This is a genomic window from Colwellia sp. MEBiC06753, from assembly GCF_053470325.1.
Genome location: NZ_JBQMTM010000013.1, coordinates 108,119 through 130,174, shown reverse-complemented (window position 1 = coordinate 130,174; position 22,056 = coordinate 108,119). Strand labels below are relative to the sequence as shown.

18 protein-coding genes are annotated in these 22,056 nt (G+C 39.3%); all 18 read left to right on the top strand.

Annotated features, from left to right (window positions below):
* Positions 1–44 precede the first annotated feature (44 nt).
* The 18 genes from ACOB82_RS11640 to thrB all read left to right on the top strand — a co-directional run bounded on the left by ACOB82_RS11640 (position 45) and on the right by thrB (position 22,038).
* Positions 45–2,540: a TonB-dependent receptor gene (locus tag ACOB82_RS11640; RefSeq protein ID WP_448213164.1), complete on the top strand. Its 2,496-nt coding sequence runs from the start codon at positions 45–47 to the stop codon at positions 2,538–2,540.
* A 109-nt stretch (positions 2,541–2,649) separates the two neighbouring features.
* On the top strand, positions 2,650–4,260 hold the full coding sequence (locus ACOB82_RS11635; RefSeq protein ID WP_448213163.1) for a tetratricopeptide repeat-containing sulfotransferase family protein: 1,611 nt from the start codon (positions 2,650–2,652) through the stop codon (positions 4,258–4,260).
* 104 nt (positions 4,261–4,364) lie between these two features.
* Positions 4,365–5,567: an MFS transporter gene (locus tag ACOB82_RS11630; protein ID WP_448213162.1), complete on the top strand. Its 1,203-nt coding sequence runs from the start codon at positions 4,365–4,367 to the stop codon at positions 5,565–5,567.
* Positions 5,568–6,021: 454 nt separating this feature from the next.
* Entirely contained in the window at positions 6,022–6,507 is a 486-nt protein-coding gene (locus tag ACOB82_RS11625; RefSeq protein ID WP_448213161.1) for an Hsp20 family protein, read from the top strand.
* A 258-nt stretch (positions 6,508–6,765) separates the two neighbouring features.
* Positions 6,766–7,731, top strand: a complete 966-nt coding sequence (locus ACOB82_RS11620; RefSeq protein WP_448213160.1) for an ABC transporter ATP-binding protein — start codon at positions 6,766–6,768, stop codon at positions 7,729–7,731.
* Positions 7,721–10,663, top strand: a complete 2,943-nt coding sequence (locus ACOB82_RS11615; protein ID WP_448213159.1) for a Gldg family protein — start codon at positions 7,721–7,723, stop codon at positions 10,661–10,663. The genes ACOB82_RS11620 and ACOB82_RS11615 overlap by 11 nt, the downstream gene beginning before the upstream one ends.
* 21 nt (positions 10,664–10,684) lie before the next feature.
* On the top strand, positions 10,685–11,614 hold the full coding sequence (locus ACOB82_RS11610) for a DUF4340 domain-containing protein (protein WP_448213158.1): 930 nt from the start codon (positions 10,685–10,687) through the stop codon (positions 11,612–11,614).
* A 153-nt stretch (positions 11,615–11,767) separates the two neighbouring features.
* Positions 11,768–12,049: a hypothetical protein gene (locus ACOB82_RS11605; protein WP_448213157.1), complete on the top strand. Its 282-nt coding sequence runs from the start codon at positions 11,768–11,770 to the stop codon at positions 12,047–12,049.
* A 10-nt stretch (positions 12,050–12,059) separates the two neighbouring features.
* Positions 12,060–12,926, top strand: a complete 867-nt coding sequence (locus ACOB82_RS11600) for an RNA polymerase factor sigma-32 (protein ID WP_448213156.1) — start codon at positions 12,060–12,062, stop codon at positions 12,924–12,926.
* Positions 12,927–12,936: 10 nt separating this feature from the next.
* Positions 12,937–14,052: a S1C family serine protease gene (locus tag ACOB82_RS11595; protein ID WP_448213155.1), complete on the top strand. Its 1,116-nt coding sequence runs from the start codon at positions 12,937–12,939 to the stop codon at positions 14,050–14,052.
* Between the two features lie 312 nt (positions 14,053–14,364).
* Complete coding sequence (locus ACOB82_RS11590) at positions 14,365–14,625, top strand: hypothetical protein (protein ID WP_448213154.1); 261 nt, start codon at positions 14,365–14,367, stop codon at positions 14,623–14,625.
* Positions 14,626–14,968: 343 nt separating this feature from the next.
* Complete coding sequence (locus ACOB82_RS11585; RefSeq protein WP_448213153.1) at positions 14,969–15,283, top strand: YebG family protein; 315 nt, start codon at positions 14,969–14,971, stop codon at positions 15,281–15,283.
* Positions 15,283–16,044: a M48 family metallopeptidase gene (locus ACOB82_RS11580; RefSeq protein WP_448213152.1), complete on the top strand. Its 762-nt coding sequence runs from the start codon at positions 15,283–15,285 to the stop codon at positions 16,042–16,044. Before ACOB82_RS11585 ends, ACOB82_RS11580 begins: the two co-directional genes overlap by 1 nt.
* Before the next feature lie 412 nt (positions 16,045–16,456).
* Positions 16,457–16,822 carry a response regulator gene (locus tag ACOB82_RS11575; protein ID WP_448213151.1) on the top strand — a complete coding sequence of 122 codons (366 nt, stop codon included), beginning with the start codon at positions 16,457–16,459 and terminating at the stop codon, positions 16,820–16,822.
* The gene (locus ACOB82_RS11570; RefSeq protein ID WP_448213150.1) at positions 16,822–17,427 is read left to right on the top strand and encodes a chemotaxis protein; all 606 of its coding nucleotides are present in this window, start codon (positions 16,822–16,824) and stop codon (positions 17,425–17,427) included. The genes ACOB82_RS11575 and ACOB82_RS11570 overlap by 1 nt, the downstream gene beginning before the upstream one ends.
* A complete protein-coding gene (locus tag ACOB82_RS11565) occupies positions 17,427–18,377 on the top strand; it encodes a diguanylate cyclase (RefSeq protein ID WP_448213149.1) in 951 nt (316 codons plus the stop codon). Before ACOB82_RS11570 ends, ACOB82_RS11565 begins: the two co-directional genes overlap by 1 nt.
* Positions 18,378–18,640: 263 nt before the next feature.
* On the top strand, positions 18,641–21,097 hold the full coding sequence (gene thrA, locus ACOB82_RS11560) for a bifunctional aspartate kinase/homoserine dehydrogenase I (protein WP_448213148.1): 2,457 nt from the start codon (positions 18,641–18,643) through the stop codon (positions 21,095–21,097).
* Positions 21,097–22,038, top strand: coding sequence for a homoserine kinase (thrB, locus tag ACOB82_RS11555; RefSeq protein WP_448213147.1), 942 nt, complete (start codon positions 21,097–21,099; stop codon positions 22,036–22,038). The genes thrA and thrB overlap by 1 nt, the downstream gene beginning before the upstream one ends.
* Positions 22,039–22,056: the final 18 nt, after the last annotated feature.

Sequence of the window (22,056 nt, the reverse complement as noted above, 5' to 3'; positions counted from 1 at the left end):
TCTCAAATTAGGCTAAAAAAACAACAAACTCTTGGAGCCATAACATGAAAACGCAAACCTTCAATAAATCGCTAGTGGCTAGTGCTATTACATCAGCGTTAGTTTTTTCAGTGTATTCAATGTCTGTGCATGCAGAAGAGAACACATCTGAGGCTGAAATTGAACGCATTCAAGTAACCGCTACACATAGAACTTCAACGATTGATGAATTGCCTTTTAATATCTCAGCCGTCTCAGGGAAAGATATTGAATCGCGTAACATTTTGGATAATTCAGAGTTAGTTCGAAATTTTGCTGGTATTACGTTAATTGATAAAGGCCCCAGAAATAGCGGTACGGCTAATAGTATGATTATTCGGGGTATTAATGTTGAAGGTGGTTTCTCAGGTGCGGATGTTGGCCAATCAACGGTACCAACAGTATCAACTTACGTTGACAGCACACCAGTATTTGCCAACTTCTTATTAAAAGATATTCAACGTGTTGAAGTGTTGCGTGGGCCTCAAGGTACGCTTTATGGCTCTGGTGCACTAGGTGGTACGGTTCGCTATATATCGAATAGACCAGATGCAGATCTTATGGAAGGTAGTGTCAAAGCCGATTTTGGTCAAACTGATGGTTCAGACGGCAATAATATGGCTTTTGATGGTATGTTTAATTTACCAATAACTGATAAAACAGCTGTTCGCATAGTGGTTAGTCATGTGGATAATGACGGTATTATCGATCAAGTAAATTTATATCAAGTTGATGATGGCGGTGTGCCATTAGTACAAGCTGATAATGGTGACTGTGTGCCAGTAGCTGGTTCATTAACCGCTCAGGAATTAACCTTTAATGGAGCTTGTTACCGAAGTAAAAAAGATGTCGATTCCGTAGAGCAAACATATGTTAAAGCGGCGTTGGGTTCTGAGTTAACCGACAACGTGGATTTATTACTGACATATCACCATCAAAGTGATGAGGTTGGTGGTCGACGCGCAGTAACAAACGGCGCTGATTATTTAGGTAATGAATACGGTGAATACGAAAATGGTTCAACCTTTTTAGAGCCTTCAGAGCGTGATGTTGATCTTGTCAGTTTAGAAGTGGTTGCTGATTTAGGTTTTGCCACGCTAACTTCAAATACTTCTTCTTATACTCACGAAGGTAGTGGCTGGCGTGATAACACTAGTTTATGGGTAACTGACCGCACTGGCGGTGTTGGCTTTACTAACTGGTTTGATATTTTATATACGGGTAACCCACGCCCATCGGCACATGTAGAGTCAGGTTTTGAAGACGAAGCCATTATTCAAGAGTTTCGTTTAGTCTCTAATACCAATGATAGCGATAACATTGATTGGTTAATTGGTGCTTTTTATATGGATCAAGACCGAAAAACCACTAACTTTTCACACTTAAGAGGTTTAGGGGAATATGGTTTCGCCTGTGTTGAAGTTGGTGAAGACTGCGCTGCTTTCGGTAGCTGGTGGGCTGGAGTGCCAGCAGTGAATGATATGGATTTCTCCTATATTCGTAAGGAAAATTTCACTGACGTCGCAATCTATGGTGAGTTAACTTATCACCTTAGTGATAGCTTTAGAGCAACTGGTGGTATCCGTTGGTTTGATAATGAGTTAACCAATAAAACGGCGACCTTCTTTGCGTACTTACAACCTGAAGACATTCCTTTTGTTCCATTTGAAAAGCAAAGTGAAAGCGATACCTTATTTAAATTTAACGTATCTTATGACGTTGCTAACAACATGACGGCATATGCAACCTATTCAGAAGGTTTCAGACGAGGTGGTTCTAACGCGGTGCCAACCAGTGGCCCGTTTACCGAACTTAACCCTGAAACGGTTGAAACATACAAAAAAGATACTGCAACTAATTACGAGCTAGGTATCAAAGGTTGGACAGAACGAGTGATTTATTCTGCCGATATTTATTATGTTGACTGGGAAGACCCTCAATTAAATACCGGGACTGCTTGGTGGGGTTTCTTCATTGCGCAAAACGGTGGTGCTGCCGAAAGTAAAGGTATAGAACTAGAAGCTAATATTACGCTAACTGATTCATTGAAGTTAAATGTTGGTTATGCCTATACAGATTCTGAATTAAGTGAAGCGCTAATTCAGCCACAAACAGCTGGAGAAATAGCGCCGTCTGGTAGCCGATTACCAGGCGTTGCTGAACATACACTTTCAGTGGCGTTTAACCATACCATGTCACTAACTGATAGCGTTGATATGGCAACTAATTTATCGGCGTATTATCAATCGGATACGGTTAACTCTGTGGTACCAGATAGTGCTATTTATGACGAATTTGATGGTTTTACTATTGTTAATGCCAATGTTCAGTTCTACCTAGATAATTGGACATTAGCTGTTTATGCGAAAAATCTGACCAATGAAGAAGGTGTTACCGCTAGTTACCCTGCAACATATTGGAGCACGGATACTGGGGTATTTGAAAACTACTATGGTAATAACCAAAAAGATATGATCGCTCGCCCAAGAACACTTGGCATGTCAGTGTCGTATCAATTCTAATTTGCACAAATAAAGCTTCTGTTGCCAAGGAGGGTAACTTTGCTTTCGCTTTGAGTATAAACTCGTTAACATGACATTATCTTACTGAAATGATTGAATTAATTTATATATGATAATTTCGCAGAGCCATGAGCAGTTGCTAAAGCAAGGGGTTAATAGCCTCAAGCATGGCGCATTAGATCAAGCGATAGCCATTAGCAAACAACTCAATGAAACTTTCCCAAATTATGCCAATGGTTGGTATTTCACTTACCAAACCGCGTTAGCGATTAATAATCAAAAAGCTGCTCTGCAAAGTATTAAAAATGCGAATAAGATTTCACCTAATAATATTGGCTGGCAATTAACTCAAGCAAATATTCATATTCAATTGAAACAATATAACTTAGCCGAACGTTGTTTATTGGCAATTTCTGAACACCAGTTAAATAATGTGCAAGAGCAGCAATTGGCTCAATTATTCTCTCAGTTAGGGCAGTCAGATCTAGCGCTAAAGTATTATCAACAAGCGATTGAGAAAGCACCAAACAATGGCGATTATTATTACAATCTGGCAACAGAATTACGTTTCAGAGGTGATAAAGTTAGTGCCGTTTCAGCATTGCGAAAGGCCATTGAATTAAACTCGCTTGATATTGATGCTTATAGTTTATTGGTTGATGTGGAAAAACAGACGAATGATCATAATCACGCTAACTCACTTAAAAGTTTATTGACTGAAAAAATTTCACCAAAACAACAAATTCAAGTGCTGTTTAGCTTGGCAAAATGTTATGAAGACTTACAACATTACTCAACATCATTTGATTATTTAGCGCAAGCAACCGCATTACGCCGTAAACACCTTAAATACGATATTAATCAAGACTTACATGTGATGAAGGTTATAGCACAAGAATTAAGTATTGATTGGTGGCGTAAAACTCAACCAGCGATGACGAATCTTGACGCGCAAATTACACCTATATTTATTGTTGGCATGCCACGTACGGGGTCAACCTTGGTTGAACAAATACTAGCAGCGGATGACAGTGTCTTTGCTGGCGGCGAGCTCAATATCTTTTCCAGTTTACTTACTGAGCGCGTAATTGCGCAGTTTGGCCACCCTAAGTCGCAGCAAGCGCTAATTTCCAACACGGCAAAAATTGATTATCAAGGTCTTGGTGCAGAGTATCTGAAAATAATTAGCCAACGTATTCCTGAACAACAACTTGGCAGTGTTAAATTTATTACCGATAAATTGCCATTAAATTTCTTGTATTTGGGTTTGATAAAAAAAGCGTTGCCACAGGCCAAAATAATTCATGTTAATCGCGCTCCTATTGATACTTGCTATGCAATATTTAAAACCTTGTTTCAACAGGTTTACCCTTTTTCGTATGAACAAACTGAACTAGCAAAATATTTCCTGTCATATCAACAGTTGATGTCTCATTGGCAAACACTCGCTAGTCATATGTTTTATGACGTACATTATGAACAACTGGTTTGTGAGCCGGAAAAAACCAGTGCCGACATGTTCAATTATTGTCAGCTAAATTGGCAAGCGAGCTATGTGAATACTCGAGCGCAAAACAACAATATTAAAACAGCGAGTGCTAGTCAGGTGTCAGAGCCGATATACCAGCATTCAGTAGAAAAATGGCGACATTATCAATCTGAGCTAGCACCTATGATTAATATACTTAATAGCACTGATAATCTATTTGATTTAGCTTAAATACATAGATTATCAGTACTTTTTGCCAAACATAAATAGATGACGTGAGTTCAATTTACGTCAGTTCAACAGATAATAATTGTCTGTGACAGTTAAGGGGTTTTATGTCTAATTCTTCAGTTCAAACATCGTTATGCAGTAATTCGTTATCAACTGGTTTTGCGCAAATGAAAGTTTCCCCTAACAGTATACTTGCACAAATCATGTTGGCATTTTTAACAACGGCAGGCATTTTTTATATCAATATTATGCCGGCATTGCTTAGTGGCTTAAAAGAAGGGTTAGGATACACTAGTCAGCAGGCAGGGTTTGTTAGTTCAGCTAATTTATATGGTGCATCAATTGGCGCGTTATTAGCAGTTTTTATTATTAAAAAAATTCGTTGGCAGCGTTGGGCGTATTGCTTATTAGTGAGCATATTAGTCATCGATTTTTGTTCAATCTATATTTCCTCGGTAAACGCGATGATCATGCTAAGAGCATTGCATGGAATAACTGGTGGGCTATTAGTTGGTATCGGTTTTTGTATTATTTCGCGTACCCAAGATCCTGATAAAACCTTTGGCTACTTATTATTTATTCAATGGGGGCTAGGGGGATTAGGGTTAATGTACCTACCCGGCTTAGTGCCTGTTTACGGCACGACTGTACTTTTTAGTGCGTTGATTGCCTTTACCTTGGTCACGTTAGTGATGTTGTTATTTCTACCTCATTATCCTGTAGAAGACATTCTGCATGCTGCCAGTAGTAAAGGTAAAACTAAACTAAAACCGTTATTTATGACCTTAAGCGCTATCTTTTTATTCCAAGCCGCCAATATGGGGCTGTTCGCTTATATTATTGCGTTAGGCAAAGCTGAAGGTTTAACCACCAGTTTTATGAGCACTTCGTTAGGCATTGCCAGTTGGGTAGCGTTACTAGGCGCTTTTCTAGTAATGATATTGGGCACTAAATACGGCCGCGTAATGCCGCTTATGATCGGTGTTTTTGTCATTACTTTGTGTACTTGGATTTTACACTTTAGTGAAATTACCTATGTCTATTTGTACGCCAATATCATTATAGGAATTGCTTGGGCGTTTGTATTGCCTTATTTATTTGGTATGTGCTCTGAGTTAGATAAAGCTGGGCAATATGCAGCGATGGGCGGCTTCGCTTCTAAAATGGGCTTAGCTTCAGGACCAATGGTTGGTGCATTATTATTAAATAATGAAGTTTACGGACCGATGATCAATGTCGCGACTGTTGGATTAATTGTTTGTGGCTTAATTGCATTTTTACCTGCGAAACAGCTAGATTCAAAATAACTGAATTAGCAGCCTATAAATGCAAGTGCACTGGATGTTATTCGCTTAACTAAGCATATGAACCTAGTTTAATGATCTGCCATTAAACAATGGCCTTTAGTTCCTATTATTTGAAAAACATCAATATTTAAGCGGAATGAGCAATACCGTATTAGCGGTAATTTAACAGTGTAATTTTGCGACTTCTTCCTGTATTTCCTTTGCCAATGAGGGGTTAAACTGACGTTTGCGCGCTTTGGAAGCTTATGAATTTTAGGTGACCAAGTCCGACTTACCTAGTTAGTGGCGGAAAAGAACAAACAGTGGATATTTGAGTTTCCTAATTATTTAACAAAAAAGCCTTGTATTGGTTTTTTTTATCCCTAAATAACTAATTGTGGCAGTGTTGTCTTACCCAGAAACTAAGTCACGTTAATTGTTTTTATTTTATGTTGCTTCAATCGGAGGATGTATCATGAACTCAGTTGATTTAACCCCTTTATACCGCAGTAGTATTGGTTTTGATCGTTTAGCGTCATTACTTGATAGTGCGTTAACAGCAGATGCTACAGCGAGCGGTTACCCCCCTTATAATATCGAGGTTGTTGAAGAGAATCATTACGCGATTACTCTCGCTGTAGCGGGTTTCTCTCAAGATGAACTCGATATTCAAGTTGAAAAAGGCGTACTAACGGTACGTGGCAGACAAAGTAATAAAGATGAAAGTAAGTATCTTTATCACGGTATTGCCAATAGAACCTTTGAGCGCAAATTCAACTTAGCTGATTATGTTGAAGTTACTAATGCAGAACTTTCTAATGGTCTATTAACCATAGATTTAGTGAAAGAGATTCCTGAGGCGATGAAACCCAAGTCAATAGCGATTAATACTAAAACGCAAGCGATTGAGCATAAAGCTGACAGTGAATCAAAAGTAACTGGAGCTGATAAAGCTGCTTAAGTCATTGTTGTGGGGGATATGCTCCCCCACACGATTTATTAAACCAACTTGAACTTTTAGATATTGCCCATATCAATAAATTGAAATCGTTTTGTACTTTGTTTTTGGGAATTTCCCCCTGCAACTATGGAGACTATAACAATGTATTTTTCGACCCTTTCCAATGTGCCGTATAGAGGTGCATGTGCAAATGATGTCACTCAACATTCAAACACTATAAAAACAAAAAATATCATCCAGTAAACGTTGGAGACTACCATGCTTAATGTGAGAAATTTAACTCGCAGCTATGGCAGTTTTATCGCTGTAGATGATGTGAGTTTTTCAATTAAAAAAGGCGAAATTATTGGTCTTTTAGGACATAACGGTGCGGGTAAAACCACCATTATGAAAATAGTCAGTGGCTACTTGGAAGCTGATAAGGGAGACGTTTCCCTTGATGGCATTTCACTAAACAACAATGCAAAATTACTGCAACAACACTTGGGCTATTTACCAGAAAATTTACCCGTTTACCCTGAGATGACTGTTGCGGAGTATCTGGACTATGCTGCTGATTTAAAAGGGTTAACCGCAAACCAAAAGGTGGCTGAAATAAAACGAGTCATTCAGGCTACAGATTTATCAGCAAAACTTCTCGCACCTATCGATACCTTGTCTAGAGGCTATAAACAACGAGTAGGCGTAGCACAAGCGATATTAGGCAACCCGAAACTGCTTATTCTTGATGAGCCAACCAATGGCTTAGATCCCGAGCAAACCCAGCATATGCGCAAGCTGATCAAAGATATTGCACAAAATGCGACGGTTATTTTATCAACGCATATCATGCAAGAAGTCAATGCACTATGCGACCGTGTATTGATCCTTAAATCAGGTCAACTGGTGCTCGATGAAAAACTCGAAGCTTTGCAACATAGCAGGCACCTTGTTGTTGAAACCGACTGTACAGATTTTGAACTGATTAACAACGTATCAGGCGTAGAATCTGTCGCTGAAGTTGAGGACGGAAAGCTGCTTGTTGAAATGTCAAAACAAGGTTTTTCTCGTGTCATTGGTAGTGATATCTGTAAAGCGATTATTGAATCAGGTGCCAGCCTATTTGCCTTGTACCCACAAAAACGTGACCTAGAAACCGTCTTTAATCAAATCAATAGCGACCAGTTTGTCAGTAAAAATAAAAACAAAGAAAAAACAGGTAAGGAGGTGTCAAATGCAGCCTAACCAATCGGCCAAATTCAATACGCTTCGGATTGCGAAAAAAGAAATAGCGCTGTTTTTTACCTCACCTATCGCTTATCTATTTATCGGTGCCTTTGCTGCGGTAACACTATTTATCTTTTTTTGGGGGGAAGCATTTTTTTCGAGAAACATTGCCGATGTGCGACCAATGTTTGAATGGATGCCATTGTTACTCATTTTCTTATGCTCGACATTAACCATGAAGCTTTGGAGTGAAGAGAGACGCAGCGGAACAATTGAGTATGTTCACACGCTCTCTGTTCCATTATGGCATTTTGTTGCTGGGAAGTTTTTAGGGTGCCTTTCACTGCTAAGCATTGCACTTTTGATCACAATTCCTTTACCAATAACGGTAAGCATTATTGGCGAGCTTGATTGGGGACCCGTTATTTCAGGCTATATAGCTGTCTTATTGTTAGGTAGTGCTTATATAGCGATTGGGCTTGCGGTCTCTGCCCGAAGTGATAATCAAATCGTTAGTATGATCACTGCTTGCATTATTGGTGGTTTATTCTATTTCATTGGTACTGCTGCCGTCACTGATTTCTTCTCTCAACAAAGTGCTGAGTTCTTGCGTCAGCTTGGTACAGGATCTCGATTCGAAGATATAACCCGTGGCGTCATTGATGTAAGAGATCTTTATTACTATATCTCGCTTACCATCGTCTTTTTAGCGTTAAATACTTACTTTTTAGAGAAGGAACGCTGGAGTAATGCCGAGAACAAGAGCAACCAGAAGGTCAGCCATCATAAACAATGGCAATATATCACTGCTTTATTTTGTGTGAATTTACTTGCTGCGAATTTATGGTTAGGGCAACTACCGCAATTACGTTTAGATACAACAGCGGGTAAACAGTATTCTATCTCTGAAGCGACTAAAATTTACTTAGCACAACTTCAAGAGCCAATGCTCATTCGAGGTTACTTTAGTCAAAAAACGCACCCTCTTTTAGCCCCCCTTGTTCCGCAAGTGAAAGATTTACTTCAAGAGTATGAAGTGGCAGCTAAAGGAAGAGTGCGTGTTGAGTTTGTTGATCCTCAACAGCACCCAGAACTGGAAGAAGAGGCGAACACAAAGTTTGGTATTAAACCAATGCCGTTCCAAGTTGCAGACCGCTATCAGGCTTCCATTGTTAGCTCATACTTTAATGTATTAGTGCAATATGGTGATGAGCACAAAGTACTTGGTTTTAGAGACCTTATTGAAGTGAATGCACGTGCCGAGTCTGACGTAGAAGTTTTGCTGCGTAACCCTGAGCATGATGTGACACGTGCGATTAAAACCGTATTGCAAGATTACCAAAGTGCAGGAAACCTTTTTGATACGGTAAAACAAAACCTTACTTTTACAGGTTATGTTTCAGCAAACGACAAACTGCCTGAGCAACTAGCACAATTCAAAGCCACCATTACCAAGCAATTAGAAAGCGTTAGTCAAAAATCTGCGAATAAATTCAAGGTAGAGTTTATCGAACCCGAAGCTGGGGCAGGTGAGGTCGCTCAAAAAATTTCCGATGAATTCGGCTTCCAGCCTATGGCAACTAGTCTCTTTTCAGATAACGCCTTCTATTTTTATCTGACGTTATCTGGTGGCGACCAAATCGTTCAAATTCCGCTTGATGACTTTAGTGAATCAAGTTTTGAGCGCAACTTAGATGCCGCAATCAAACGTTTTGCTACAGGCTTTACCAAAAATGTCGCCTTAGTAACTCCTGCAGCGACACCATATGCTGCATACGGTATGCCACAAGCAAGTTTTAAGCAATTAGAACGAATGTTAGGGGCTGAGTTAAATGTGTTGAATGAAGACTTATCTGATGGCTCTGTATCAGGCGAAGCAGACATTCTGATGTTAGTATCGCCAAAATCATTAGATGAAAAGCAGTTGTTTGCTGTAGATCAGTTCTTAATGAAGGGCGGCACGGTTATCGCGGCTACATCTCCTTACAGCGTCAATTTTACGGGTAGAAGTCTATCAATGACAACGGTAAACAGTGGCCTTGAAGACTGGTTAATACATCATGGGTTGACCGTTGAACATTCTCTGGTAATGGATGCCAGCAATGCGGCTTTCCCGATACCTGTTACTCGAAATGTTGGTGGTTTCCAATTACAAGAAATGCGTATGTTGGACTACCCATACTTTACTGATGTACGTAAAGGTTTGAATCAAGATAATCTTATCACATCAGAACTACCTCAACTGACAATGGCATGGTCATCACCTATTACGCTTGATGAAACCAAAGAAGGTATTAATTTTACACCTTTAATTACTAGCTCTGACAAAGCATGGACTTCATCATCGCTAGATATCATGCCTAAAGTAAACCAGTTAGGAGAAACAAGTTATACCGCTGAAGGAGAAACAAAAGAGCACTTAATGGGAGTCATTGCACAAGGAAGATTCTCTTCCTACTTTGCCGATAAAGACTCGCCTTTACTTGTCAAAGAGGGAGCAAAACAAGCGCTAACTGAAGAAACATCAGAGGATGCTGACAAGCAAGCGCAAAGTGAAGATACGCTAGCTGAAAATACTGCTCAACTGGATGTCAGCAGTGTGATCAAACATGCGCCAGATAGTGCTCGTATTATCCTGTTTAGTTCAAATGATTTTGTACAAGATCAAGTATTGCAGTTTACCGGTGGTGTATCACAAACAGATTACTTAAACAGCCTACAGCTTTTAGTCAATTCAATCGATTGGTCACTAGAAGACAGAGCGTTAATGAGCATCCGTTCACGAGGCAACTTCAATCGTACGCTACCACCAATGGAGCATAGCGAACAGTTGTTCTGGGAATACGGTAACTACGTCCTAGCTTTTATCCTACTGGCAGGTATTGGTTTATGGGATCGCCAAAGAAGAATACGAAAACAACGTCAATACTTAACTTGGTTAACACAATAGCAATGTAATAGGAGATAGAGCATGAACAAACAAATACTTGTATTAACCGCGTTTCTCACATTGCAGCTTGCTTTAGCAGGCATATTGTTATTTTACGATTCCAATGCCATGAGCAGCATGGAATCACGACTACTGGTTGAGGTGGATTCAAATAAACTTAATAAGATCAGCATAACAGAAGGAGATGAAACGCTTTCGTTTATCAAGGAAAACGAGCGTTGGCGACTCGAAAACTACCCAGCAATAACACTGGTAAATAGTAAGGTAGATGCGATAGCTAATCAGTTAGTCAATACCCAAGTTTCATGGCCTGTCACGAGCACAGAAAATAGCCATGAACGTTTTAAGGTCAGTGCTAACGACTTTGAGAAGCAAGTTGAGTTTACTGACAGCGATGGACATAAACAAACCTTATTGCTTGGTAAGTCGCCAAGCTTTAAGCAACTTTTTGCAAGAAACTTAGCTGACAATGACGTTTATTCTATCGAATACGGTGCATATCAAGTCAATGTCGACCCCAATAGTTGGTTCGATAAATCAATGTTGTCTATTGATAGTATTAAAGAGATACACCACTCAGTGGTAAACCTCACTAAGAATGACGATATTTGGCAATTAGCACCTCCTTCAGCTCTCAGTAAACAACAAGTACTTGATGAATCATCTGTTGAAAATTTCGTCAATCAGTTAACCAATTTATCTGTCTCAGGTATCGCTAAGAAGACGCCTACAGCGACAAATACGTTGACCGTAAAAAATGATCAAAATACGCAATACGTATTTTCATTTGCTGCTGATGAAGAGCGCTACTTTGTGAAAAGAGATGATGTCAATCAATGGTTTACATTGGCAAAGCCTAAATATGAAGCTTTAGCGAACTTATCATTAGAGAAATTTGTTTCAGTCGAAACGCCACAGGAGGAGGAAAAGTCTGACGTTGCATCAGAATAAGTAACTATCCAATTAGATTGTGTTTTAAACTTGTGGGGAAGCGTGCTTCCCCATTAACTATAACTGAAATTTAATTCGTGGCTTAGGCAGTTAATCTCTACATAAGCACGATATTTTGAACTTATTTTATATTGCTTATAGTGAGGATATATTATGACTTCAATTTACATACCGACAATTAAAGTATTACTTATTTCGCTGGCAATTATTGCTGGTATTGGCCTATCAGTTTTCTCGACAGTCAAGGAGAGTCAAGCAAGCTCCAACTCTTTAGCAAAGGCGAGCGTGAAAAGCGACCGTAAGGGGCAAACTTACCTGCTCAAATCTCAATATGAGAAAAAAGTACATCGAGAGCTAAATAAGCTGATGCCGGGGAACAAACAGTTTGATCCTCGTTTTCTTAATTTTGTGTTGGCAAACAGTTCACAGAAGTAAGGAGGTCAGCATGACAACTCAGCTAATACCTGTGCTCCAAAATACAGGTAGTTTTGAAGCTTATTTATCCTATGTGAATAGCCAACCCGTAGTGGATGAGCAGCAAGAAAAGTTTTTATTTGAAAACTATCAGCAACGAAATGATTTAGCATCAGCACAAAAGCTCGTGCTCTCGCATTTAAGGTTCGTCGCATATATTGCTAAAAGCTATAAAGGCTACGGTTTACCTTTAGATGACTTAGTACAAGAGGGTACTATTGGCTTGATGAAGTCGGTAAAGAAATTTAGTTTAGATTTTGGCGTGAGGTTGTCTAGCTTTGCTGTGTATTACATTAAAGCTGAAATTCAAGAATATGTCATAAGGAACTGGCGTTTAGTTAAGGCGACAACCACAAAGGCAAAACGAAAACTGTTTTTTAATTTACGTAAACTTAAGTCGAGTACGCAATGGTTATCCTATAAGGAAAAGAATGATATTGCAGAGCAACTGCAAGTAACTGAAGAAGATATTTCCGACATGGAAGTGCAGCTTGCGCATCCAGACTTTTATATCAATTCGTCAGTAAATGACGAAGATGATAATAATGGCAGTTCTGACTTTATATTAGAAGATAAATCTGAACCTTTTACAGCTAAATTGATGCGGCAAGATTTCACAGAAAAAGCATTCAAACATGCCAAATCATTAATAGAAGAGCTAGATGATCGTTCAAGGGATATTATTGAAAACAGATGGTTAGCAAAAGAAAAGTTAACGCAAAAATATTTTTCTGACAAATATGGCGTTTCGCAAGAGCGAGTAAGACAAATAGAAGAAAAAGCACTGGCAAAGATAAGGAAAAATTTTGCAGTGCTTAACGAAAGAAATTTAGAGTAAAAGGTGACATATGGACAGCAAATTAAATTTTTTAAAGTTCTTACGATTAGTATTGTGGTTAATCGTTGCCATGTATTTGCTAAATTTATTGCTGCCCGTATTTGAAAAATATCTTATCCACCAAAATGCACAGCCACGAGCTGTTTCAGCAAGAGGTGAGCTAGCCGATATAGAAAAATCTACCATAGATATTTTTAACCAGGCTAGCCCCGCTGTTGTTTATATATCCACAAGTAAAGCGGTTAGAAGTTTTTGGCGTCGTGATGTGCGAAAAGTACCTCGTGGCACGGGCTCTGGATTTATTTGGGATAAATTTGGGCACATCGTTACTAACTACCACGTTATTGAAGGAGCATCAGAAGCCAACATTCGACTCAATGATGGGCGAACTTACTCCGCCAGTTTAGTGGGGGTCAGCCCAAATCATGACTTGGCGGTACTTAAAATAGACGTAAAGTTGGACTTACCACCTGCGGTTCCTATTGGTACAAGTGATGATTTACAAGTTGGGCAGTCAGTGTTTGCGATTGGTAATCCATTTGGCTTGGATTACACATTAACCAGTGGCATCGTCTCCGCCCTTAACAGGTCTCTCTCCGCCGATTCAGATTTAATTATTAATAACCTTATTCAAACTGATGCGGCAATTAATCCGGGAAATTCTGGCGGCCCCTTACTCGATAGTGCTGGCAGACTAATCGGCATTAATACCGCTATTTATAGTCCATCCGGAGCCTATGCTGGAATTGGTTTTGCGGTACCCGTTGATACTGTTAATCGCGTTATCCCTCAACTTATTGCTACTGGTCGTTACACAAGGCCGTCTCTTGGAATATCAATAGACGATGATATTAACAGGCAAATAAGCAGACAGTTGGGTATCCAGGGTGTTGCCATATTAGAAATTGCTCCTAATTCGCCAGCATTTAAAGCTGATCTGCAAAGCGCACAAGTTACCCCGTTTGGTATTACCTTGGGAGATGTAATTCAATCAGTAAATGGTAAAAAAGTGACGAACGTTAAGTCTTTGTTGTCAGAGCTGGATAATTTTGAAATAGGTGAGGCTGTCTTGATTGGTATTTTAAGAGGTGAAAAAAAATTAGATCTACATGTTGTACTAGAGTAAACCTTCTCTCTGTCTTCTGGCACTTTTGAGCATGAAGCGGACATTAATGATCTTAAAAATGTCCAAACCACGTTAGTTTGATAATGACACCGAATTGTTAACACAAACCGACGGGTTGAACAAATATTTCCTCTATTAATATCCTACTATTTATCGGCCCTGTGACATCCACATTTTGGTGACATTTTAGTCACATTAGGTTTGCTAATATCCCATCATCTCATCAATTTAATTTGCTTAAATGTTGGAGGAAGACGATATGAGCAAGCAATTGAATCAGGCATTATGGTCAATAAGTAGAGGAAGGTTATTATGAGTTGGCAAGGTAATAAGCTTTCGAGGTTGGCTTTGTGGGTAGTACTTTTTAGCGTACCACTGTTTTCCTACGCAGCAGAGGCTCCCGGCGCACTAACCATTATTGTGACTTCACAAAAAACAGAACGACCACTTTCCAAGGTACAAGTTACGCTTAAAAAGCGAGAGACCGCTTCAACACAAACATTAACTACTGATAATCAGGGATTTAAAATCACCTCCTATGAAGGAATAATAGATTTATCTGAAAGGCTGTAATGAGCTAAACAGATCACTGGCTTGTGCTAATGAGAAGATTGTGAATTACGATCTAGTTACCTTAAAAGTAATCGATTCAAATACCTAAATTAGTCAAAAAAATATGACCCCAAGAAAAACTATCCAAACCCCAAAATAAAACCGCTAAAACCAGTGGTTTTTGACTTAACTCGTTGAATATATAAAAGACATTATCGCTGGAAACATTTTAAATGTCCTGGAAACACCACAATGCTTGTTGATCGAGCTGTTGGTATATTCAAAAAATTGTGTTACTGTTGATTCATACAGTTTATTGTGCATTATTTATCAGTTAATGCGATCGGGTGAATGAGGGAAACGCATGGCAGTTGAAAGTCGATTTGTTGTTATTAGAAATGGTGTGGAGGTGCAAACATTTATGGATAAGAAAGCCGCAGATGAATACGACAAAATGTTGGATATGGCGGATAACTTGTCGGAAATGTTTACCAAGTCGCCGATTGAGTTACCTGAAAATATGCTTGAAGATTTAAGCATTTATTTAGCTCAGCACCGTGAAGATGTTCTGATAGCGTTGCAAGCGAAAAAACCTAAACCAGCGCCAAAGCCTACAGCAGCGAAAACTGCTAAAAAGTTAAAAGCAGTAGAAGACGAACCGCTTAGCGAAGCCAGTTAATGTCTTGGCTGAAATCATCAACGCCAGCTTTTGCTGAGACTTCAACACCTCACTATACATTGATCAGAAGTCAACAGCGAAAAACACTTGGATTACAAGTTAAAAAAGGGCAGGTCATAGTACGTGCCCCTTTTTTTGTTGATGAAAAATTTATCCATGCCTTTGTTCTAGAAAAATCAGCTTGGTTAGCAGAAAAGGTGCAACAGCAAACTGCACAGCAACTCTCTCATCAAGAGTATGGTGTGCGAGAAGGAGGGAAAGTATTTTTTAATGGGCATGAATATGTAGTAAAAATTCAGCCTTCAGTAAACACCAGTATCGAAATAGTCGAACAGCAGATGGTGTTTTCATTACATCAGCGGCAGTTGAATAAGCTATCTGATAGTGCTGATAGTCAAAGCTTTTTAACTAAACTGTTAGCACAACAACTCGATAGCTATTACAAGGAACATGCACTTGAGTACTTACCCGAACGATTAGCAATGTGGGCTAATTTAACCGGTTTAACACCAAGCACTTTAAAAATAAGAAAGTATAAAGCTCGCTGGGGCAGTTGCAGTGCATCGGGTAAGGTTTGCTTAAATACTTGGTTGCTAGCATGCCCGAAATTTGTAATAGACTATGTCATTGTACATGAACTATGTCACCTCATTCATTTAAATCACTCTGCTTTATTTTGGCAATTGGTAAAGCAACACTTTCCTGAGATGGAATTGGCAAAACAGTGGTTAAAACAACATCAACGATTATTGAATTATTAATAAGTTGTTAATCATTATTTGACTTTTTTAGTTGGATTAATTTTTGCATGGTTGAAAAAATAGTCAATTTAAGCAGTTGTTTTTTACACAAACTGGGAATAGATCATGAAATTGTCATCTAATAGTATCAAAATGATATTTATATATATTGTGTCAGCTGTACTTTCTATTTTATTAATTAAATTGCTTCTACCCTTTTAAATTAAAGTGTTCCTAGCTTGGGTTTATTTTTTGGTGGCTATATAAAGTTGAGCTACCAATATTAATTTTTGCTCGTTTGATGTTCTTGTGTTCATGATCGGCGAAGATGTCCAAAAATCTTACAATTATTGATTATTTTTCATTAACAATTGTTTAAATTTAGGTTAGATTAGGCTGGTTAAAAAATAATAATAACAAGGATAAGCCCCTAATGAGCTCGTCTGTTTTAATTTGTGATGACTCCAATCTTGCCCGTAAACAAGTGCTGAGAAGTTTGCCTGAATCTTGGGAAGTAGATACTCAACTGGCAACACACGGCCTTGAAGCCCTCGATGTTTTAAGAAATAAACCAATCGATGTCATGTTTCTAGACTTAACCATGCCTGAACTAGATGGCGTTGGTGTGCTGCAAGCAATAAAAGATGAAGCAATTGACGTCAAAGTTTTTGTTATCTCAGCTGATATCCAACCAGAAATGCAAAGCAAAGTTTTAGGCTTAGGCGCAAAGGCGTTTATAAGAAAACCAATTAATGCTGAGTCGTTAGTAGATGTATTACAAGAACACGGAATCATGTAATGGCCTATGAACTAAACGAAGATCAACAAGATTGTTTGCAGGAACTGATTAATGTTGCCATGGGGCAAGCCAGTGATCAGTTAGCAAGATATCTTGATACCTTTGTTTTTTTGACGGTGCCCAGTATTGATCTTGTTAGTGGTCAAGGTTTAAGTAGCAGTTTTGAATCGAAAGAAGGTTCAATAGCTATGGTTAGCCAAGGCTTTTTTGGCTATGAAGGTATTCGCGGCGAAGCGTTACTGGTTTATCAACATGAAGACTCAGAGCGCATAGGTGATTTACTTGGCTATGAGCCTGACGAGTTATCGGTTGAAGAGCAGCTAATTGATATCAGCTCAATTTTAACCACAACCTTCTTAAATGTCTTTGCTGCGCAAATTGAAAACCAAATGTCTTATAGCGCACCAAAATTATTGTCTGATATTCAAGGCTCGCTAAGTGCGCATTTGAAACAATTATCTTTTGATTGGGATATGGCATTAAAAGTTAATATTAATTACCAAGTCACTGATTATTCGTTTAATTGTGAAATGGTGTTACTGATACCAGAAGCGGCAATTGATAATATAAAAGCAGTAATTGACCGAATATTGGAAGACTACTAATGAACGTTGACATTGAGCTCGACCAGGTAACTAATCAACTAAACTCTGGTGTATTACTATTAGACTTATCGTTAAATGTCATTAATTGGAATCGCTTTTTAGCGGTTCATACCAATAAAGCTTTGGCACAAGTAAAGGGAAAATCCATTTATCAGGTTTTTCCTGAAATACCACAACGTTGGTTTGAACGTAAAATTGCCAGTGTCACGCAACTTGGTACGCCAACTTTCTCATCTTGGGAACAGCGTCACCATTTATTAGAGCTACCTCATAATCGCCCAATTACCACAGACAGCCACTTTATGGCGCAAAACTGTACGTTTTTGCCATATCGAGACAAAGGTGAGGTCGTCGGTATCTGTATTCTTATTGAGGATGCAACCGATGTTTGTCATTACCAGTCAATGTTAAAAGTGACGATGCACGAGCTCGAACTTACTTCTCGTATTGACGGCTTAACCAAAGTGTATAATCGTAAATACTGGGAAGAGTCATTGGCGAAAGAGTTTTATCGTGCCAAGCGCTATAACGCTAGCTTAAGTTTGATCATGTTCGACCTAGATCATTTTAAGAAGCTTAACGACAATTACGGACACCAATGTGGTGACTTAGTACTAATGGAAACTGCTGAGCGAGTACAAGCTATGTTACGAGAGGCGGATGTATTTGGTCGATACGGCGGTGAAGAGTTTGCTGTTATTCTGACTGAAACCAGTGCCTTCGGTGCGGCAGATGTAGCAGAGAAAATTCGTAAGGCTTTATCTTCAGAGCCGGTAATTTATGATGGAAAAGCCATCGAAATTTCTGCTAGTTTTGGTATTTCATCAGTTGATGCTAATCATGAACGCTATGAAGACTTAATTAGTGAAACCGATGCTGCGCTCTATCGAGCAAAGTCTTCTGGCCGTAATAAACTTTGTTTATCTACTCAGTTAAACAAATGCTCTTAATTAATCAAATTTGATTGGTTATTCATATTTTTTGATTGATTATTCCAATAATAACTATTTTATTCATAAATTTAGAGTTGACATTCTAATATATCAATGGCATTTTAATTTCATGCGTATATTTAACAGCCACATTATTACCATTATTACCACTACCACCCTGACGGGATGGTGGTCATTGGCTGACGTGTAAAGAAAATAGATTTTTACAAAGCCCGTGACCCAAAAGGTCACGGGCTTTTTTGTTTTAAGAGGAAGGGAAAATGCGAGTATTAAAATTTGGTGGATCTTCGCTGGCATCCGCTGAACGGTTTAAGGCGGTTGCCGATATTATTGAATCCGCGGCGAAAAGCTCAAAACTAGCCATCGTGGTTTCTGCCCCGCAAGGTGTAACAAATCACTTGGTAGCGATGACAGAAAATATTGCTGATGAGCAGCGCATGCAACAAGATCTACAACATTTTAAACAAGCAATCGCCACCATTATTGATGATTTGTCCGCTACTATCCCTACTTTTGAAACTGTTCATGCAGAGCAAGCCTTAGCACACTGGGAGCACCAGTTAGAGCGTTATATGAAAGGCGCTAATTTGTTAGCCTTTTGTCCTGATCATGTTCGAGCAAAAATTATATCAACCGGTGAGCGACTGAGTGTCGCAATATTATCTTCGGTATTAGCGGCACGAGATCTGCCTGCAGAAGAAATCGCGCCAGAAAAATTCCTCATTACTAATGATGTATCGCTAAATGCTGTTGCAGATCTTGTATTGTGCAAAGAGCGTTACCAACAGAAATATGCTCAGCCTGCTGCCATTGCGATTATGCCAGGATTTATTGGGGTAAATGATAAAGGCGCAGTTACGACACTTGGCCGCAATGGTTCTGATTATTCGGCCGCGGTATTAGCAGTATGTGCTCAGGCTGAATGTTGTGAAATTTGGACAGATGTTAATGGTGTATATAACGCCGATCCTCGCGTGATTAAGGATGCCAAATTACTAAGCTATTTATCCTACCAAGAAGCGATGGAATTATCCTATTTTGGTGCGAAAGTACTGCACCCAAAAACTATTGGCCCAATCGCTCAATATCATATTCCTTGCCTTATTAAGAATACTGGAAACCCATCTGCGCCAGGTACTCGCATTGCCAATGAGACCGACCAACAGCGTAAAGTCAAAGCGATATCAAATCTTGATGATTTAACTATGGTCAATGTTTCTGGCCCTGGTATGAAAGGCATGGTTGGCATGGCTTCTCGAGTATTTGCAACCATGAGCCGAGAAAATATATCGGTAGTAATGATCAGCCAGTCTTCAAGTGAATACTGCATTAGTTTTTGTATTCATACTGTTGATGCGTTTGTTGCAGAGCAGCGCTTAAAGCAAGAGTTTGAATTGGAGCTGCTTAATGGGCTACTTGAGCCAATAGATTTGCAAAGTAATTTATCAATCGTTTCCCTAGTCGGTGATGGCATGCACCACCAGCGTGGTGTGGCAGCTAAGTTATTTTCGTCATTAGCGCAAGCGCGAGTTAATGTCATCGCTATTGCTCAAGATTCTTCTGAGCGCAGTATTTCTGTGGTAATTGAACAGCGTAAATGTACTGATGCACTAAAAGTTTGTCATCAAAACTTCTTCTCTCATCGTCCAACCATTGATGCCTTTATTGTCGGTTGTGGTGTGGTCGGTAGTGAATTGATCAATCAAATAGCCAAGCAACAACAAAGCTTGATGGAGCAAAATATTGATTTGCGGGTTTACGGTTTAGCCAATTCAAAAGGCATGGTTTTTAATGCCGAAGGTATTGATTTATCGAACTGGCAGCAGTCTTTTGAGCAACCAGCGGAATCATTAAATGTTGATAACCTTAAAGCGTTTGTTCGAAACAACCACTTAATTAACCCAGTGCTGGTGGATGTAACTTCAAATGAAAAATTAGCACTAGATTATGCACGTTATCTAGCGGAAGGTTTTCATATTGTCACTCCGAATAAGAAGGCCAATACCGATTCGTGGCAGTATTATCAGGAAATGCGCAAAGCTGCGCAAAGTACTAATCGTCGGTTTTTATATGAAACGACAGTTGGCGCAGGCTTGCCAGTAATTGATACCTTGCAAAACTTATTGAAAGCTGGCGACAAACTCCTGCGCTTTGAAGGTATTTTATCGGGTTCATTATCATATATTTTTGGTAAGTTGGAAGAGGGTATGTCGTTATCCGAGGCAACTGCGATTGCTAAAGAGAACGGTTTTACCGAGCCTGATCCTCGTGATGATCTAAGCGGTATGGATGTCGCCAGAAAATTATTAATTATGGCGCGTGAAGCAGGCCTGCCGCTTGAGCTTAGTGATATTGAGGTTGATTCTGTATTACCCATGAGTTTTGATGCAAGTGGCAGTGTTGGCGATTTTATGAATAATTTATCGCAATTAGACAATACCGTTGCCGAGCAAGTGGCTAAAGCCAGCGCTGAAGAGAAAGTGTTACGTTATATCGGTACGATTAATGAAGGTAAATGCAAAGTTGCGATAAAAGCGGTTGGCCGTGAACATCCACTTTATGCCATTAAAGATGGTGAAAACGCGTTAGCTATTCATTCTCGTTATTATCAACCGCTACCATTTGTTTTACGTGGTTATGGCGCTGGCGCGGCAGTAACGGCTGCTGGGGTATTTGGTGATGTCTTAAGAACGTTAGCTTGGGAGCAACAACACTAATGACCATTTCAGTTTTTGCTCCAGCCTCTATCGGTAATGTTAGTGTTGGTTTTGATGTTTTAGGTTTAGCAGTGCAGCCAGTTGATGGCACCTTGTTAGGCGATGTTGTGTCAATCGAAGCGGCCGAGCACGATCAATTATTAGTGGTTGGCGAGTTTGCCGATAAACTGCCGAAAGATCCGCAAGATAATATAGTTTGGCATTGTTTAACCTTATTTAATCAATCGTTACTAAAAACCAATCAGAAAATACAAGCAGTTAAAATTACGCTAGATAAAAAAATGCCAGTTGGCAGTGGCTTAGGATCAAGTGCTTGCTCTGTTGTGGCTGCACTTAAAGCGTTAAATGAGTTTTACCATAATTTTTTCGCCCCTGATGTCTTATTGAAAATGATGGGGCAAATGGAAGCGCAAATTAGTGGTAGCTTGCATTACGATAATGTGGCACCTTGCTATTTAGGTGGCTTACAGTTAATGATAAACGATCCTAATATTATTACTCGCACTGTGCCGAGTTTTGATGATTGCTTTTATGTGATGGCCTATCCTGGCATTGAAGTGTCAACTAAAGCCGCGCGCGAAGTATTGCCTAATGAGTACAGCAAAAAAGATCTCATTCAATATGGTCAAACGTTAGCAGGGTTTATTGATGCCTGTTACCGCCAGGACAAAGCGCAAGCATTTGGTCATTTTGTTGATGTAGTAGCAGAGCCCTATCGCCAACAGCTGTTACCTAGATTTGCTGATGCCAAAGCCTATCTGTTAGAAAACAATTGCTTAGCTGTTGGTATTTCAGGCTCTGGTCCAACGTTATTTGCCGTTACTGATGATGAACAAACAGCTAATGACACCGCCAACTGGCTCAAAGAAAACTACTTACAAACATCATTAGGTTTTGTTCATGTTTGTAAGGCTGATGGCAACGGTGCTCGTTGCCTGTAAAGAACAAAGGAAGAAAAC

What these genes read in the sequence shown, in the direction of transcription:
- ACOB82_RS11570 (WP_448213150.1), top strand. Translation starts at nt 16,822, where the DNA reads ATGGCCTATGAACTAAACGAAGATCAACAAGATTGTTTGCAGGAACTG.
- ACOB82_RS11625 (WP_448213161.1), top strand. Translation starts at nt 6,022, where the DNA reads ATGAACTCAGTTGATTTAACCCCTTTATACCGCAGTAGTATTGGTTTT.
- ACOB82_RS11590 (WP_448213154.1), top strand. Translation starts at nt 14,365, where the DNA reads ATGAGTTGGCAAGGTAATAAGCTTTCGAGGTTGGCTTTGTGGGTAGTA.
- ACOB82_RS11620 (WP_448213160.1), top strand. Translation starts at nt 6,766, where the DNA reads ATGCTTAATGTGAGAAATTTAACTCGCAGCTATGGCAGTTTTATCGCT.
- thrA (WP_448213148.1), top strand. Translation starts at nt 18,641, where the DNA reads ATGCGAGTATTAAAATTTGGTGGATCTTCGCTGGCATCCGCTGAACGG.
- ACOB82_RS11615 (WP_448213159.1), top strand. Translation starts at nt 7,721, where the DNA reads ATGCAGCCTAACCAATCGGCCAAATTCAATACGCTTCGGATTGCGAAA.
- ACOB82_RS11585 (WP_448213153.1), top strand. Translation starts at nt 14,969, where the DNA reads ATGGCAGTTGAAAGTCGATTTGTTGTTATTAGAAATGGTGTGGAGGTG.
- ACOB82_RS11575 (WP_448213151.1), top strand. Translation starts at nt 16,457, where the DNA reads ATGAGCTCGTCTGTTTTAATTTGTGATGACTCCAATCTTGCCCGTAAA.
- thrB (WP_448213147.1), top strand. Translation starts at nt 21,097, where the DNA reads ATGACCATTTCAGTTTTTGCTCCAGCCTCTATCGGTAATGTTAGTGTT.
- ACOB82_RS11600 (WP_448213156.1), top strand. Translation starts at nt 12,060, where the DNA reads ATGACAACTCAGCTAATACCTGTGCTCCAAAATACAGGTAGTTTTGAA.
- ACOB82_RS11580 (WP_448213152.1), top strand. Translation starts at nt 15,283, where the DNA reads ATGTCTTGGCTGAAATCATCAACGCCAGCTTTTGCTGAGACTTCAACA.
- ACOB82_RS11595 (WP_448213155.1), top strand. Translation starts at nt 12,937, where the DNA reads ATGGACAGCAAATTAAATTTTTTAAAGTTCTTACGATTAGTATTGTGG.
- ACOB82_RS11610 (WP_448213158.1), top strand. Translation starts at nt 10,685, where the DNA reads ATGAACAAACAAATACTTGTATTAACCGCGTTTCTCACATTGCAGCTT.
- ACOB82_RS11565 (WP_448213149.1), top strand. Translation starts at nt 17,427, where the DNA reads ATGAACGTTGACATTGAGCTCGACCAGGTAACTAATCAACTAAACTCT.
- ACOB82_RS11605 (WP_448213157.1), top strand. Translation starts at nt 11,768, where the DNA reads ATGACTTCAATTTACATACCGACAATTAAAGTATTACTTATTTCGCTG.
- ACOB82_RS11635 (WP_448213163.1), top strand. Translation starts at nt 2,650, where the DNA reads ATGATAATTTCGCAGAGCCATGAGCAGTTGCTAAAGCAAGGGGTTAAT.
- ACOB82_RS11640 (WP_448213164.1), top strand. Translation starts at nt 45, where the DNA reads ATGAAAACGCAAACCTTCAATAAATCGCTAGTGGCTAGTGCTATTACA.
- ACOB82_RS11630 (WP_448213162.1), top strand. Translation starts at nt 4,365, where the DNA reads ATGTCTAATTCTTCAGTTCAAACATCGTTATGCAGTAATTCGTTATCA.